Annotated in this window: 13 protein-coding genes and 1 pseudogene; 6 read left to right on the top strand and 8 right to left on the bottom strand. The window is 68.8% G+C overall.

Annotation, left to right across the window (positions count from 1 at the left end; all coding sequences use genetic code 11):
• Nucleotides 1–3,151: GH92 family glycosyl hydrolase (locus RTM68_RS11775; protein ID WP_312171066.1), on the top strand; the 3,151-nt coding region annotated here is incomplete at its 5' end.
• A gap of 38 nt (nucleotides 3,152–3,189) precedes the next feature.
• Here RTM68_RS11775 and RTM68_RS11770 read toward each other — a convergent pair.
• The 6 genes from RTM68_RS11770 to RTM68_RS11745 all read right to left on the bottom strand — a co-directional run bounded on the left by RTM68_RS11770 (nucleotide 3,190) and on the right by RTM68_RS11745 (nucleotide 9,340).
• On the bottom strand, nucleotides 3,190–4,182 hold the full coding sequence (locus tag RTM68_RS11770; protein WP_312171063.1) for an endo-beta-N-acetylglucosaminidase H: 993 nt from the start codon (nucleotides 4,180–4,182) through the stop codon (nucleotides 3,190–3,192).
• A gap of 149 nt (nucleotides 4,183–4,331) precedes the next feature.
• Nucleotides 4,332–6,029 (bottom strand): long-chain-fatty-acid--CoA ligase, encoded by a 1,698-nt coding sequence (locus RTM68_RS11765; RefSeq protein WP_312171061.1) that lies wholly within the window; start codon nucleotides 6,027–6,029, stop codon nucleotides 4,332–4,334.
• A gap of 57 nt (nucleotides 6,030–6,086) precedes the next feature.
• Entirely contained in the window at nucleotides 6,087–6,506 is a 420-nt protein-coding gene (locus RTM68_RS11760; protein WP_312171059.1) for a hypothetical protein, read from the bottom strand.
• Nucleotides 6,507–7,303: 797 nt separating this feature from the next.
• Nucleotides 7,304–8,716, bottom strand: a complete 1,413-nt coding sequence (locus tag RTM68_RS11755) for a hypothetical protein (RefSeq protein ID WP_312171057.1) — start codon at nucleotides 8,714–8,716, stop codon at nucleotides 7,304–7,306.
• 4 nt (nucleotides 8,717–8,720) lie between these two features.
• On the bottom strand, nucleotides 8,721–9,002 hold the full coding sequence (locus RTM68_RS11750) for a WXG100 family type VII secretion target (RefSeq protein WP_312171055.1): 282 nt from the start codon (nucleotides 9,000–9,002) through the stop codon (nucleotides 8,721–8,723).
• Complete coding sequence (locus RTM68_RS11745; RefSeq protein ID WP_312171053.1) at nucleotides 9,002–9,340, bottom strand: WXG100 family type VII secretion target; 339 nt, start codon at nucleotides 9,338–9,340, stop codon at nucleotides 9,002–9,004. The genes RTM68_RS11750 and RTM68_RS11745 overlap by 1 nt, the downstream gene beginning before the upstream one ends.
• 193 nt (nucleotides 9,341–9,533) lie before the next feature.
• Between RTM68_RS11745 and RTM68_RS11740 the strand changes: the two genes are divergently transcribed.
• Genes RTM68_RS11740 through RTM68_RS11725 form a run of 4 tightly spaced genes read left to right on the top strand, consistent with a single transcriptional unit; the run spans nucleotide 9,534 to nucleotide 13,374 of the window.
• Nucleotides 9,534–10,691 carry a SpoIIE family protein phosphatase gene (locus tag RTM68_RS11740; RefSeq protein ID WP_312171051.1) on the top strand — a complete coding sequence of 386 codons (1,158 nt, stop codon included), beginning with the start codon at nucleotides 9,534–9,536 and terminating at the stop codon, nucleotides 10,689–10,691.
• Complete coding sequence (locus RTM68_RS11735) at nucleotides 10,688–12,649, top strand: glycosyltransferase family 2 protein (protein WP_312171049.1); 1,962 nt, start codon at nucleotides 10,688–10,690, stop codon at nucleotides 12,647–12,649. Before RTM68_RS11740 ends, RTM68_RS11735 begins: the two co-directional genes overlap by 4 nt.
• Nucleotides 12,633–12,965 carry an STAS domain-containing protein gene (locus RTM68_RS11730; protein ID WP_312171047.1) on the top strand — a complete coding sequence of 111 codons (333 nt, stop codon included), beginning with the start codon at nucleotides 12,633–12,635 and terminating at the stop codon, nucleotides 12,963–12,965. The genes RTM68_RS11735 and RTM68_RS11730 overlap by 17 nt, the downstream gene beginning before the upstream one ends.
• Entirely contained in the window at nucleotides 12,955–13,374 is a 420-nt protein-coding gene (locus RTM68_RS11725) for an ATP-binding protein (RefSeq protein WP_312171046.1), read from the top strand. The genes RTM68_RS11730 and RTM68_RS11725 overlap by 11 nt, the downstream gene beginning before the upstream one ends.
• Here the strand turns inward: RTM68_RS11725 and RTM68_RS11720 are convergent.
• Nucleotides 13,367–13,807 carry a DoxX family protein gene (locus tag RTM68_RS11720; RefSeq protein ID WP_312171044.1) on the bottom strand — a complete coding sequence of 147 codons (441 nt, stop codon included), beginning with the start codon at nucleotides 13,805–13,807 and terminating at the stop codon, nucleotides 13,367–13,369. The two genes, RTM68_RS11725 and RTM68_RS11720, sit on opposite strands and share 8 nt — an antisense overlap.
• A gap of 216 nt (nucleotides 13,808–14,023) precedes the next feature.
• Between RTM68_RS11720 and RTM68_RS11715 the strand changes: the two genes are divergently transcribed.
• Nucleotides 14,024–14,668 (top strand): Pr6Pr family membrane protein, encoded by a 645-nt coding sequence (locus RTM68_RS11715; RefSeq protein ID WP_312171042.1) that lies wholly within the window; start codon nucleotides 14,024–14,026, stop codon nucleotides 14,666–14,668.
• A gap of 31 nt (nucleotides 14,669–14,699) precedes the next feature.
• Here the strand turns inward: RTM68_RS11715 and RTM68_RS11710 are convergent.
• Nucleotides 14,700–15,036: pseudogene (locus tag RTM68_RS11710) on the bottom strand (hypothetical protein); the annotation flags it as partial.

Genomic DNA, 15,036 nt, shown 5'->3' with positions numbered 1-15,036 from the left:
CGGCCCGGTCTTCGCGTTCTCGTTCGACCCCTCGGCGGGCGAGCAGCGGATCGACGCGCCGGGGCTCAGCGGCATCCCGGTCACGTCCGACACGCTGCTGCACTGGGCGTTCTACGCCGACGGCGACCAGGCGACACTCGCCCCGTATGCGGCGCTGGCGGTGACCGCCGACGTGCGCGGCGCCGACGGCGCCGGGTTGAGCGACATCGCCGCCGTGCGCGACCGGTACGACTTCCCGATCACGGCAGACGCGCAGTTCGCCGCACGGTGGAGCCTTCCCGAGCAGTGGAACGCCGATACGGTGTCGCTGGCTCCGATGCCGCACACCAGCGGCTCCGTCGAGCTGGTCTTCGGCACCGCCGGGCTCGGAGCGGAGCCGGGGCTCCCGGCGCGCGTCACGGGGTTCGTGCAGGTGCTGATCGAGCAGGTCCCCGTTCACCGCATCACCGCTGCTCTCGCTCCCGTCGAACGCGTCGACACCCGCCGCGGCACCCACTCCGGCCCGCGCTTCTCCCGCGGCAACACGATCCCCGCGGTGGCCGTGCCTCACGGCTTCACCTTCATCACCCCCGCCACGGATGCCGCAGACACCCGCTGGCCGTATCGGTCCGGCATCCACGATGACCCGCCGGGTCGGCGCCTGGAGGCGCTGCAGTTCTCGCATCAGCCGAGTCCCTGGATCGGCGACCGCTCCGTGCTGCAGCTCATGCCGTTCGACGGACGCCCGACGTCGTCGCGCGCGGGACGGCGGCGCTGGATCATCCCCGGCACCGAGCGCGCTCGCCCCCACGAGTACGCGGCCGATCTCGGTGGCGGTCTGCGCACCGAGATGACGGCGACCTCGCATGCGGCCGTCTTCCGGGTGCACGGCGATGACCCCGAATCGGTCGTCGGTGTCGTGATCGATCAGCCGACCGACCAGGGACGACTCGTCTGGACGGATTCCGGGGGCTTCGAGGGCTGGATGCCGGAGGGCACGGAGGACTGGGGCAACGCTCCACGCTGCTACTTCGCCGGGATCGTGCGGCATCCGAACGGCGATGCACGCGGCTCCCGCGGTGCACTCGACGACGACGGCCGAGGGCGCGTCGCGGGATACGTCGCCGGCGCCGGGTCGCTCGAGGTGCGTGTGGCGGTGTCGTTCCTCTCCGTCGAGCAGGCCCGGCGCAGCCTCGAGCTCGAGGCACCGGAAGAATCGACGTACGAAGAGCTGCGGGATGCCTCTGCGGCATCCTGGAATCGGGTGCTGGGACGAGTCACCGTCCCGCCGCTCCACGCCGCCGAGGTGGCTTACCGGGGCCTGGCCGACGATGAGAACCGCGACCGGATCGCCGCAGCGCTGTATCGGATGCACCTCTATCCGAACACCGCGGCAGAGAACGCCGGCACCGTGGATGCTCCGGCACTCCGCTTCGCCGACGTGTTCGCGTCGCGTGAGCCGTTCGGCGATCGGGCGACGAGCGCGCCGGTGGTCGACGGCGAGCTCGTGGTGAACAACGGCTACTGGGACACCTATCGCACCGAGTGGCCGGCCCTCGCGCTGCTCGATCCTGCGCTGACCGGCAGGCTGCTCGACGGACAGCTCGAGCAGTATCGCCGCGGAGGATGGATGGCCCGGTGGAGTGCTCCGGGCTACGTCGACAGCATGGTGGGAACGTCGAGCGACCAGATCTTCGCCGATGCCGCTCGGTGGGGCGTGGAGTTCGACCGCGCAGAGGCGTTCGAGAGCGGCTGGCGCAATGCGTGCGAGCCGGGCCCCGATGCGCGACGCGGACGCAAGGGAATCGACCGCGGGCGGTTCACCGGGTACATCGCATCCGAGGCGCCCGAGGGCATGAGCTGGACCATCGAGAACGCGGTGAGCGATGCGGCACTGGGGCGGTGGGCAGCGCACCTCGCCGACGATGCGCGATCGAAGCACGATGCCGCCCGCTACCGCTCGTTCTCTCGATACTTCGCCAACCGGGCACTGTCGTACCGCACGCTGTTCGATGCGGACTCCGGTTTCCTCCGCGGCAGGGACGCCGCCGGATGCTTCACAGCCGGCTTCGATCCCCGCGTGTGGGGCGGCGACAACGTCGAGACGAACGCGTGGGGCATGTCGGTCGGCGCCGTGCACGACGGCGCGGGCCTCGCGGCACTGCACGGTGGTCCCGATGCCTTCGGCCGTCATCTGGATGCACTCTTCGACGAACCGGAGACGGCCGATGAACGGTTCGGCGGGGCGTACGGCACGGTGATCCACGAGCAGCGCGAGGCGCGGGCGCTGCGCTCGGGCATGTGCGCGATCTCGAATCAGCCCGCCCACCACATCCCGTTCATGTACGCGTTCAGCGATCGGCCGTGGCGCAGCGGAGAGATCGTGCACGAACTGGCGGGCCGCCTGTTCGCGGGAGCGCACATCGGCCAGAGCTTCCCAGGCGACGAGGACAACGGAGAGATGAGCGCGTGGTGGCTCTGGGCCGCGCTCGGGCTCTATCCGCTCGAACTCGCCTCGGGGGTGCTGCGAATCGGATCACCCCTGCTCGACGACATCAGGGTCGACCGGGGCGACGGCTCGTCTCTTCGCATCCGCTCGCGCCGCAGCGCGTCGTCGGCTCATGTTCTGACGAGCGCCCGCCTCGATGGGATCGAGCTCGACCGCGCCGAACTGCCGATCGACGCACTCGACGGCGACGCCGAGCTCGAGCTGATCTTCGGCACAGACCCCGAGGATGCTCTCGAGGCGGGCACCCATCCCGTTCCGGACGTCAGGGAGTGGTGCCGCGATCTGACGGATGACGGCGGGGAGGTACTCGCGTCAGCATCCGCCGTCGAGCCCGCACGCGTCGTCGACGACGGCGACCCGAGCGGATCGGACGGCGTCGCTCTGGCATCCGGTGAGTGGGTGGGGTGGCGTTTCGCCGAGCCGCGCGCCGTGTCGGACGTCACCGTGACGGTGGTCACCGAGACCGCGTCGTCGTCGCTGAGGTGGGAGATCATGGACGACCGCGGGGACTGGACCGATGCCCCGACCACCTACGACATCGACCTCGCCGCGGATCGGACGACTCCCTTCACGCTGGTGTCACGGGTCGTGACCCCGGCCATCCGCGTGAGGGCGGAAGCCGGGGTCACGATCCGTCAGATCGAGGTCTTCGACCTCGGGTGATCACTGCCCTCTCGGGAGATCACAGTCCTCTCGGATGATCACTTCGACAGGACGGTGAACTGCGCGCCCTCCTTGATCGTGACGGTCGGTGGTGTCGTGTCGCGGGGAGCCGCCCGATACTCGGTCGCCTCTCCCTTGAGCGCTTCGGTGATGCCCGAGAGATACGCCGACTGGTCGGTCGCCGTGAGGTTGTAGGCGACGTAGACGCCGTACCCGTCGGCGAGGGTGCGCGTCGCGAAGTCGGCCGCCATCGCGGCGCTCGTCTGGGAGAGGTCGATCGCGGCGGCGCCCAGGCGACCGCGGTCGTCGAGCCCTGGCACGGTCGGGGCGTCGTAGGTCGGGTAGTACGGGTTCCACGCGAAGTCGAGCACGCCCTCGGCGTCGAACAGCGTGAAGTCGGTGGTCGTGTAGCTCGGCCCGATCGCATACAGGCTGATGATCTTGTCGGGGCCGAGACGATCGCGCAGCGCCGTGGCCAACCATCCGAACGATTCGGCGTTGGGCTGCGGCGTGCCGTTCGCGCCGTAGTTCGTCCATTCGTCGTCGAAATCGATGCCGTCGAGGCCATAGGTCGTCACGGCGTCTTCGAGCTGGGCCGCGAAGGCATCCGCCTGTGCGAACGACGTGAAGTTTGCGAAGCCGGCGCCCTGATGGTTGCCGAGCACCGAGAGCAGTACCTTCGTGCCGTTCTCCTGCACGGGCCGGATCTGCGTGTCGGCATTCTCGAGCGTCTCGGTGACGCGCTCGTTGAAGTGCAGATATGCCTTCTCGCCGTCGTAGTTGATGTTCGCGGCGAAGATCATCGCCATATCGATCGCGGCTTCGCCGGACTCGGCGAGCGTGTAGTCGGCGACATTGGCTAAATCGTTCGAGTTCACCTCGACATAGACCGCGAGCTTCGGGGCTGCGGTCTCGGTGTCCTCCGCGGCAGCACCTGCCGCCCCGGTGAAGATGCCCGCCGCCGCTGTGGCGAGGACTCCGAGTCCTGCGATGCTTCGTCGCAGGCGATTCTTGCTGACGTTCTGATTCATGACCGATCGTCTCCTTCGGCGTCGTTGTCGAATCCGGTCGCGCCATCGCGACCCGCGGCCGACTATAGCGCTTAAGCACGGCGGGTGGAAGGATGACCGAGACGACGCGAGTGGTGAACGGCAGCGAACGGATGGCCGTGACGGCCAGGTCAGTCCGCGAGCATCCGATCCCGCACCTGCCGGCGCAGCACCTTGCCGATGAGCGACCGAGGAAGCTCGTCGACAGCGACGATCCGCTTGGGCACCTTGTAAGGCGTGAGTCGAGTGCGACAGAAGTCGCGCAGCGCACCCGAGTCGAGTGTCGCGCCGTCACGCAGAACGACGGCGGCGGCGACCTCCTCGCCGCCGCTCGACCGCGGCAGGCCCACCACAGCAGCGGCGACCACGTCGGGGTGCGCCTCGAGCGCATCCTCGACCTCGCTCGGCGACACGTTGAACCCGCCGGTGATGATGAGCTCCTTGAGCCGGTCGACGATCGTCACGAAGCCGTCCTTCGACACCTCGGCGATGTCGCCCGTGCGCAGCCAGCCGTCGGCGAGCAGCACATCGGCGGTATCACCCGGACGACGCCAGTACCCCTGGAAGACCTGGGGTCCGCGCACGAGCAATTCTCCTCGCTCACCCACCGGGACATCCACATCGGTGTCGTCGGGGTCGACGACGCGGATCTCCGTGCTCGGGAACGGCACGCCCACGGTCCCCGGGCGCCTGCTTCTGCCCATCGGGTTGCCGAGCGCGACGGGCGAGCTCTCTGTCATGCCGTATCCCTCGACGAGCAGGCCCCCCGTCGCATCCTCCCATCGCTGCACCGTGGCGACGGGCAGGCTCATGGCTCCGGATATCGCGAACCTGACCGTCGACAGGTCGATCGTCCCGCGGGATGCCGCGCGCGCGAGCTGGTCGTAGATCGGCGGCACGGCGGGGAGGAAGGTCGGCGGACTCGTGCGCGCCGCCTTCGTGACGAGGCCGAGGTCGAAAGTCGGGAACAGCACGAGCTTCGCGCCGATGCTCATCGCGAACGTCAGGCAGAGCGTCATCCCGTAGGCATGGAACAGCGGCAGCACGCCGTAGAACGTCTCCTTGCCGTCGACGAGCCCGGGCACCCATGCCCGGCCCTGCATCGCGTTGGCGCGCAGATTCGCGTGGGTGAGGATCGCCCCCTTGGGGTCACCCGTGGTCCCACTCGTGTACTGCAGCAGTGCGGTGTCGCCGAGCGTGGGGCCGTCGACGCGGCGCGAGAGCGGACGATGGTCGACCAGCTTCTTCCAGGCCAGCGCGCGACGCGCCTGAGGGGTGGCCGTCAGTTTGGCCCTTGACGCCCGCGCTTTGGGTACCGGCAGCCGCAGAAGCATGCGCTGCGAGGCGGGCATCGCCTCAGTGAGGTCGACGCTCACGATGTGCTCGACCCGCAGGTCGGAGGGGAAGTCCGCGATCGTGTCGACCGTCTTATCCCAGACGATCGCGACCTTGGCACCGTGATCCTCGAACTGATGCCGCAGCTCCCTCGCCGTGTAGAGCGGATTGTGCTCGACGACGATGGCGCCGAGACGGAGCGCGGCGTAGAAGGCCACGACGTGCTGCGGGCAGTTGGGCAGCACCAGCGCCACCCGGTCGCCCTTGTGCACCCCGAGACGCCGGAGCCCCTCTGCGGCACGCAGGATCTGATCTCCCAGCTCGCGGTAGGTGGTCACGGCACCGAAGAACTCGAGAGCCGGCCGACGGCCGAACGTCGCGGTGCTCGCCGACATCATCTCGGGCAGCGTCTGCGTCGGGGCGTCGATCTCGGCGGGCACGCCGTCGGCGTAGGAGTCGAGCCAGGGACGGGAGGCGTAGGGCGATTCGGACATGGCTCCATCCTGCCCCTGTCACCTATGCCGGTCATCGGGGTTGCGCGGCCGAAGTCCTCACACAATCGCCTTCTTCATCGCCTCTTGCACGGCACGGCCGAGCTGGTCGGGGCTCTCGAACATCACCGTGCGGCGCTCGTCGGACAGGGGCGTGAATCCGCCGCGGGAACCCTCGTTTCGCGACGGAGTAAGCTCCACCTCCCCGATCTGGTCATCGAAGAATGCGAGAACGCCGACATCCCGCACCTTGCGCATGTACTGGCCGTACGAGCGAAGACCCAACCACGCTAAGAACTCCCGGTCCGGCGGATCGACACGTAGATCTCGGTCAGGCAGCGGTGCCCGATTCGATGCGTGAAGCGCCGCCACCACCGCGTCGCCGAGTATCCGCGCCTCCTCGTGACTCTTCAACACGTTCGGCAGGCCGTCCATGATGCTGAAACCTGACACCGTCAAGGAGTAGGGGTGCACGAACACCCGGCCATCTCTCTGCACGGAAACGTGGACGGAATGTTCCCTCACCTAACTACCTTCACCACGAGAGCAACACCCTTTTCCTCCGTGTATGTAGCCGTGTCGTCGAAAACGCTCCTTTGAGCGGCTGGCGCCCCGCGGCAGCCGCGATCCCAAGAACGGGAGCACGTGCGGTTCGCGAGATCCGCTGCCCTCAAGAAGCTCTCGTCGCGGAGCAGATGATCTCCCACCGGCGCCCCCTTCTGATCAGCTCGTCCGAGCGCATCATCCCCAACCTCAGCGAAACGGTCGACAGACACGATGTGACTAGCTCCGCGTCCATCTGAACCTCGAACCGCGACCGGGCGTCGCCTTCGTCATGGCATCCTGAATCTCGAGACCGAGATGCTCAGGATCAGTGAACTCTACGACTCTCTGTTCGTTCGCGATCCCCTCAAAGCCACCGCGCGGACCCATATTGCGGTTAGGACGAATGCGCACCTGGTCAATGACATCGACAAATGACGCCGAGAGCCCGACCGAACGCACGCCCCTTGAATACTCGCCATAGGTGGCGACCCCGTACCAGTCGAGGAACTCACGATCGGCTGGATCTCGACGGAGATCCCGAGCCGGAAGCACACGCCGATTCGACGCCGTGAGCGCAGCTACTGCTGCGCGTCCCAGCTCGCGCTCACTTGACATCGAAGGAAGCACCAACGGCAGGCCGTCGTACACCACGGGCCCGCCAGTCGTAGCGGAGAACGGCTGAAGGAGCACCCGTCCGTCGGGGACCAGAGCGACGCTCGCGATCCGCAGAATCACCGCATCACCTCGACGATGACAGAGACCCCGACTTCATTCCCGTAGACCACGATGTCGTCGAGAACCGCTTGCTGATCAGCGGTCGCCGATCGGGACGCCGCGAGGTGAAGCGTTCGATCAGTCACCATCTCTTCTGTGATGACCGAGCCTGAGCGTTCGCCTCTCGTGAAGGCAGCCATCTTGTCGACGTATCGCTTCAGCAGACTCTTCAAGCGGGATGCATTCTGATAGCTCTTGGCCGCAAGATCCACCGTCTTGATGCTCGTGGCGATGCCGTGCTGCCAGTCGAACTTGTCGATCGTCGGGAACCCCGGCGGCAGGTTGCCACCGAGGCGCGTCTCGATCGCGAATCCGCGGGGCGACGGAGGCAGGGGCCAGGCCGAGTTCGACAGGCGGTTCGCGAGATCATCGAGCGCCTTGAGCGTGCCGGCGACCGGCGCGACCTCGGCTGCCCGCGGTGTCAGCGTCAGGATCTTGCGCAGGTTGTCGCCCACCGCATCCGCGCTCTTCCACACGAGCGATGAGCCGGTCAGCGTCGCCATGTTCAGCAGTCGCGAGATGACCAACGACATGCGCGCGCCCGCGGTGAGCACAGCGCCGTAGGCGGCACCCTGCATCGCGACTCCTGCGATGCCCGCGGTCGCCGAGGCGGCAAGCCCCGCCGCGACCTCGATCGCGATGATCGAGGCGAGCATGAGGTTGACCTCGGTGATCAGCTCGGAGCGCGCCGACTCGATGTGGCCGGCGAGGTCGTCGCAGGCGGTCCCGATCGCGCGGCACTGAGCCGCCAGCTCGCTCAGGGTCTCGCCGAGCAGGCGGCACACGCCGCGCGCGCTCTCGATCTCGGGCGAATCCTGCTCGTCGAGCGCCGTGATGCCCTGCGAGACGAGCATCCATCCCGCATCGAGCTCGTCGGCGGCGCGCGTCCACGCCGCGCCCATCTCGCGCAGCCGGCCGGGGTCGCCGTCGGGCCAGATGAGCCCGCAGACGTCCTGCAGCCACTCCCATCCGGCAGGCGGATCCGCGATCGCGCCACCCTCGGCACTCGGCAGATCGACCGCCATCGGCGCGCCGGGTTCGAACGACAGGGCCTCGGGCGGCAGCTCGCCGCCTCCCGTGACATCGGAGTACGCCTCTGCCCTCGCATGGTTGAAGCCCGCCTGCTGCAGCAGCGCGCCCACGTTGACGCTCGCGCGACTGAGCTGGTCTATCGCCTGCACCGTCTGGGGCGCGACGGCATCGTACGATTCCGCCCAGGCCGTTCCCGCCGGGTCGTGGCCGGCCACCGCCCCCATGCCCGAGAGCGCCCCGGTGAGTCTCTCTGCCACCCGGCGCACGTCGCTCGCCAGATGGTCTCCGAACGTCTCGGACGCCGAGGCGTAGGCAGTGGGGTCGACGCAGATCAGCATGCGCTCACCCCCACATCGCGAGATTCACGGATGCCGCGGACGAGTAGTTCGCGTGCGCGCCCTGCAGCACGCGGCGCATCTCGTCGAGGGCCTCGGCCATGCGTCGCGCATCATCGCGCCAGTGCTCATGCGCGCCCCCGTGAGCATCGGCCGTCTCACCGGCCCAGGCGATGCCCACCCTGGCGGCCGCCGCGTCGGCCTCGTCGAGGGCCTCGACGAGTGCGGTGCTGGTACGCAGGGTGTCATCGAGCATCTGCTCGGCTCGCGCGACATGGAAGGCGAACATCAGCGAGCCCCCATCAGGCGCGCGAACACGTCGCTGACCGCGGCCACCGCCGAGTCCGACACCTGCGCATTGGCCTGCTCGGTCGCGACGAGGTCGCGGGTCGCACCGCGTATCGCCTCGACGAGGTCGTGCAGCTCGGCAGATCCTGCGGTCGCCGCATCGAGCCATCGCTCGAACGCCGCACGGAACTGCACCGCTGCGGATCCCGTCCAGCCGGACGCGAGGAAGTCGTCCATGTCTCGCCGCGCGCCCGCCACGCGCTCGTCGATGCGGTCAACGATGTCGTCGAGGCGGCCCGCCTCGCTGGCGAGTGCTCCGAAATCCCCCCGGATGATCATGGGGCGACGCTAGCAGTCGAAACGTCGTCATATGACGACGCCGCTGATCGTATGCCGGTGTTCTCGTAGATCTTGCTCGACGACGAGCGACCGCCGGTGAGACATCGGCTCGGGTCGACATGACAGCCGTCGTGGCCTCGCCCGCCCCCCGGTGGGAGGATGGCAACAGCAGCACTGCGGGAGGGGAGCCCCAATGATCGACGAGCTCACGAGACAGCGAGCCCTGGATGCGATGAACATCCTCGACACGCCGCGCGACGAACGCGTGGATCGCGTCGCGCGGCTGGCCAAGGAGATGTTCGGCGTACCCATGGTGAGCGTCTCGCTTCTCGATCACGACCGCCAGTGGCGCAAGTCCGAGATCGGGCTCGGCGGACCCGAGGCCCCGCGGCAGGACTCCTTCTGCGATTACACGGTGCGACAGGACCGCACCGTGATCGTGGAGGATGCGACCGCGACGGCGACGTTCGCCGACAACCCCTTCGTGATCGGCGATCCGCACCTGAGGTTCTACGCGGGACACCCGCTGCACGCACCCGGCGGCGAGCCGGTCGGCACCCTCTGCGTGCTCGACACCGAACCTCACGAGTTCAGCGACGAGCAGCGCGATCTGCTGCGCGACCTGGCGTTCTGGGTGCAGACCGAGCTCGCCAACGACGCGGAGCTCGACCATGCGGCGGTGATCCAGAGCGCACTGCGACCGCACACGCACCCGACCCTGCCCGGTTACACGATCGCCGGCGGCGCCGCCTCGCGCGGCCGTCTGGCCGGTGACTTCTACGACCTGAGCCTGCAGGACGGCTCGCTGCGGATCACTCTGGCGGATGCGATGGGCAAGGGCATGGGCCCCGCCCTGATCGCCGCGAGCGTGCGCGCCTCGCTGCGCACGGCCCCGGAGCGCTCGATCTCGGATGCCGTCGCCGAGGCCGACCGCCTGCTCGAAGCGGACTTCGCCGACACGTCGATGTTCGTCACGGCCGTGCACGCCGAACTCGAGCCCGAGAGCGGCGACCTGCAGATCATCGACGCCGGCCACAGCCTCGCCTTCATCCTGCGGGCCGACGGGTCGTGGGAGCATCTGCGCTCGACGAGCCTTCCCCTCGGCATGAGCCTGGGTCTGTCGACCGAGGTTCGGGAGCCGCGGACGACCCGGCTCGGTCCGGGCGACGCCTTCGTCTGCTGCAGCGACGGCCTGCTCGACGTGCTCGACCCCGATGACCCCTACGCGCACGTGTACCGCGTGCTGACGACGCTCGGCCCCGACGGCGCCATCACCGAAGCGCTGCGTCTCGCCGAGGGCGATGCGGCCACCGACGACATCACCGTCGTGGTCGTGCGGAGGGATGCATGACCGCCCGCTTCGCGGCCATCCGCATCATCGCCCTGCTGTCGGTACTTCTCGGCATCAACTACGTCGCGTGGCGGTGGCTGGAATCGGTCAACTGGTCGGCCTGGTGGATCGCCGTGCCGCTGGTGATCGCCGAGACGTACAGCCTCATCGACACCTTCCTGTTCTGCCTGACGATGTGGAAGGCCAAGGAGCGCCCGGCTCCCGTGTCGCCGCCGCAGGGCACGGTCGACGTCTTCATCGCCACCTACAACGAGCCGATCGAGCTCGTGATGACCACGGCCCGCGCCGCCCGCCAGATCGCTTACCCGCACACCACCTGGATCCTCGACGACGGTGCCCGCCCCGAGCTCGCCGAGGCGGCCCGCGACGCCGGGGTCGGCTACCTCACCCGCTCGGACGACTGGATCGGCAAGCCCCGCCACGCCAAGGCCGGCAACCTGAACAGCGCGCTCTTCGAGACCGACGGCGAGTTCCTGCTGATTCTCGACGCCGACCAGATCCCCGACCCGCTGATCCTGCACCGCACCCTCGGATACTTCGCCGACGACCCCGAGGTCGCGGTCGTGCAGACGCCCCAGTGGTTCATGAACGTCGACGAGGCCGACCCGCTCGGTGCGCAGGCACCCCTCTTCTACGGGCCGATCCAGCAGGGCAAGGACGGCTGGAACGCCGCGTTCTTCTGCGGCTCGAACGCCGTGCTCCGCCGCGAGGCGCTCATGCAGCTGGGCATCATCGGCTACGTGCGCGAGGTCACCGACAGCGCGGCCCGCGCGCTCCGCGCCTCCGAAGAGCTGATCGGCAAAGAACTGCGCACCGCCTCCGATCCCGATCTGCATCGCGAGCTCTTCGCGATCGAGGTCGCGATCCGCAAGGGCCGTCGTGACCTCGCATCCGGCGCTCCGGTGGCCGACGTCGCGGCCGCGGTGCGCGCCGCCGTCGACAACGCATCCGTCATCCTCGTCGCGAAGGACCTCGCCGGCATCCGCGCCGATCTCGCCGAGCTCGGCGCTCTGCCCATCGAGCACGACGCACAGCTCGATGCGATCGTCGTCGACGAGGCGGGACTCGCCGCGCTGGCGGCATCCGACCTCTCACCCATCACCGCGATCGACGCGGTCAGGGCGCTGCTCGATGCGCTGCGACTCGACCGCGGCGACGAGGCGCAGCCGATCCTCCCGCTGGCGACCATCTCGGTGACGGAGGACATGGCCACCGCCATGCAGCTGCACTCGCTCGGCTGGCGCAGCGTCTACCACCACGAGATCCTCGCGAAGGGGCTCGCTCCCGAGGATCTGCGCACGATGCTCACGCAGCGCCTGCGCTGGGCGCAGGGAACGCTGCAGGTGATGCTGCGCGACAATCCGCTCGTCAAGCGCGGCCTGTCGGTCGGCCAGCGCCTCATGTACTTCGCCACGATGTGGAGCTATCTGTCGGGCTTCGCCGCCATCGTGCACCTCACCGCTCCGGTCGTCTATCTGGTCTTCGGCGTGCTGCCGGTCACCGCGTGGTCGGTGGACTTCTTCGTGCGGTTCCTGCCGTACTTCCTGGTCAATCAGCTGCTGTTCCTCGTGGTCGCGAAAGGCATCAGAACCTGGCGGGGGCAGCAGTACTCGCTCGCTCTCTTCCCGGTGTGGATCCGGGCGTGCTGGACGGCATTCGCGAACGTCGTGTTCGGGCGTCCGCTCTCGTTCGCCGTCACCCGCAAGGACGGACGCGATCCGCGGGGTGTTCCCTGGCGCGAGATCTGGCCCCAGCTCACGGCGATGGTCGTGCTCAGCATCGCTCTCGTGATCGGCGTGACGCGCGTGATCATCGGCACGGGCGACGGCACCGGCACCCTCGTGAACACGGTGTGGGTGCTCTACGACCTCGTCGTGCTCAGCGTCATCATCCACGCCGCCCGCTACCGCGGACCGGCCCGAATCCTCGAGGAGGAGTCCCTTGGACATCAGCACTGACATCCGCGACGGCTATGCCGTGATCGCGCTCTCCGGGCGCCTCACCGCCACCGGAGCCCCACTGCTGCGCAAGGCGGTGACAGATCTCGTGACGTCGGGCGACTCGCGGATCGTCGTCGACATGGCGGCACTGCAGTTCGTGGACTCGTCGGGCCTCGGGGCCCTGGTCGGCGCCCTCAAGAGCGCTCGGGTCGCCGGCGGCGACCTGCGCATCGCCGCCGTGCCCGAGGCGGTGCAGACCGTGCTGCACCTCACCAACCTCGACCGCGTCCTGCGCGATCACCCCACGCCGGAATCGGCGTTCGATGGGCACTGAACCCGGCGCGAAGCGTGTCATCGGGCAGGCCACGCCGGCCCTCATCGACGAGGTGCTCGACGCCCTCGACAGCCTGTGGACAGAGGCGCCCCACGTGGCGTCCGAGGACAGCATCCTGTTCACCCTCGCGGTCAGCGAGGTCACGACGAACATCGTTCAGCACGCGGAGGCCTTCGCGCATGCCGAGATCAGCGTCGATGTCGCCCTGCGGGTGACGGCGGACGAGCTGCTCGCCACGATCGTCGACACGGCTCATCCCGCGAGCATCGACTGGGAGAACGTGTCGATGCCCGATCAGGACAGCGAGAGCGGCCGCGGGCTGGCCATCGCCACCGCTGCGCTCGACGACTTCGAGCACAGCGGCGGCGGGGCGGGCAACACGTGGGTGCTGCGCCGCCGGATCAGCTGAGCCAGGCCGGGGCGCGACCACGCAGGAACGCACCGTCGAGCGAGAACCGACCGGCGCCGGTGAGGGCGAGCGCTAGCGCGCCCGCGCCGAGCACGGCGACGAACTCGTAGCCGCCCTCGCCGACCCAGAGGCCGGCGGGAAGGTGCACGGCGACGAGCGCGACGATCATGTCGATTGCAAGCAGGACGCCGACGGGCCGCGTGAAGAGGCCGAGCACCAGCAGGATGCCGCCGATGAGCTCGACGAAGGCGACCACGGGCGCGGCGATCTCGGGAAGGGGGATTCCCATTCCCGCGAAGCTGCCGACGGTGCCGGCGATCGTGTACTCGAAGATCTTCTGCGCCCCGTGGGCGGCGAAGACGGCGCCGACCACGATGCGCAGGACGAGGAGTCCCAGCGACGGGCCGGCAGAGGGGGCGGTGGTGTTCGTCATGAGGAGGTGTTCCTTCGTGGCAGGACACCGCGCGCCAGGCGCGGAGCAGGGGCTATCCCTGCTTTCACGCTAGGGAAGGCCACTTTTCGATCTCCTGAATGCGGGACGCCTCGGAGCCCGTGCCGGTGGGCTTCCGTAGACTCGCCGAATGGCGCGATCCACGCGGCAGGGCCGAGATCCCGCGATCCACGCGGCAGGGAAGGGGCGGAGTAGACGGTGAGGGCACGATCGGTGTTCGGCGTGCTGCGCCTGGTCACAGCCACCGTATGCACCGTCGCCCTCGTGCATCGTCTCTTCTGGGGACTGAGCTCGCGCACCATCGCGGGCGAGAACTTCTTCGCCTACCTCACCGTGCAGTCGAACTGCGCTCTCGTGGTCGTGCTGCTGATCGGGACTGTCCTCGCCTTCATCCGCGCCACGGATCCGCGCTGGTTCACCGTCGCCCTGGCGCTCGTCCTCACCTGGACCATCACGGCGGGGCTGGCCTTCGCGCTGATCGTGTGGCAGGCGGGGCTGCGCGGCATCCGGGTCGATGTGCCGTGGTCCGATCAGGTGCTGCATTTCTGGCTGCCGGCCTGCACCGCCCTCGCCTGGGTGCTGACCCCGGGGCACCGCGGAGTGCCGTGGTGGGTCGTGCCGACCGCGCTCGCGTTCCCGCTGGCCTGGGGCGGAGTCACCCTGTGGCGGGGACCGTCGGTCGGCTGGTACCCGTACTACTTCCTCGACCCGCGGCAGGTGTCCGGCCCGATGGAGTTCCTCCTCACGAGCGGCATCGCACTGGCGATCTTCGCGCTGGTCGCCGCGGTGATCGTGCTCGTGAGCCGGATGCAGTGGCGAGAACGGTCGCGCCGGAAGCCGTGAGCGGCGCGCCCGGTCGGCCGGCGGAGACGGTCTAGCCGGCGGATGCGCGGAACGGGGCGAGCGAGGCGATCGCCGCCGCCAGGGCCTTCTGGTCATCGAGTTCGGCGAACTCTCCGGCGGCCTCTCCCCCGACGATCCCGACCAGGATGTTCTCGCCGGTCGTGGGAGCGAGATCGATCCACGTGCGGATCATCGTGTCTCCCCCGACGACGTGCCAGATCGACGGCGCGGGCGCTTCTGCGGCATCCGTGCCGGCCTCGGCGCCCGCGTCCGACTCGGTCGGCGTCTCCGCGGCGGCGCCCTGGTCGGGCGCAGCGGCGAAAAGCGGCTCGTCAAAACGCATCCAGACCGTCTCTATGCGGCCCATG

The organism is Microbacterium sp. (genome assembly GCF_031988965.1).
Classification (GTDB): domain Bacteria; phylum Actinomycetota; class Actinomycetes; order Actinomycetales; family Microbacteriaceae; genus Microbacterium.
Note: the sequence above shows the minus strand (reverse complement) of the source record. Positions and strands in the feature narration are given on the sequence as shown.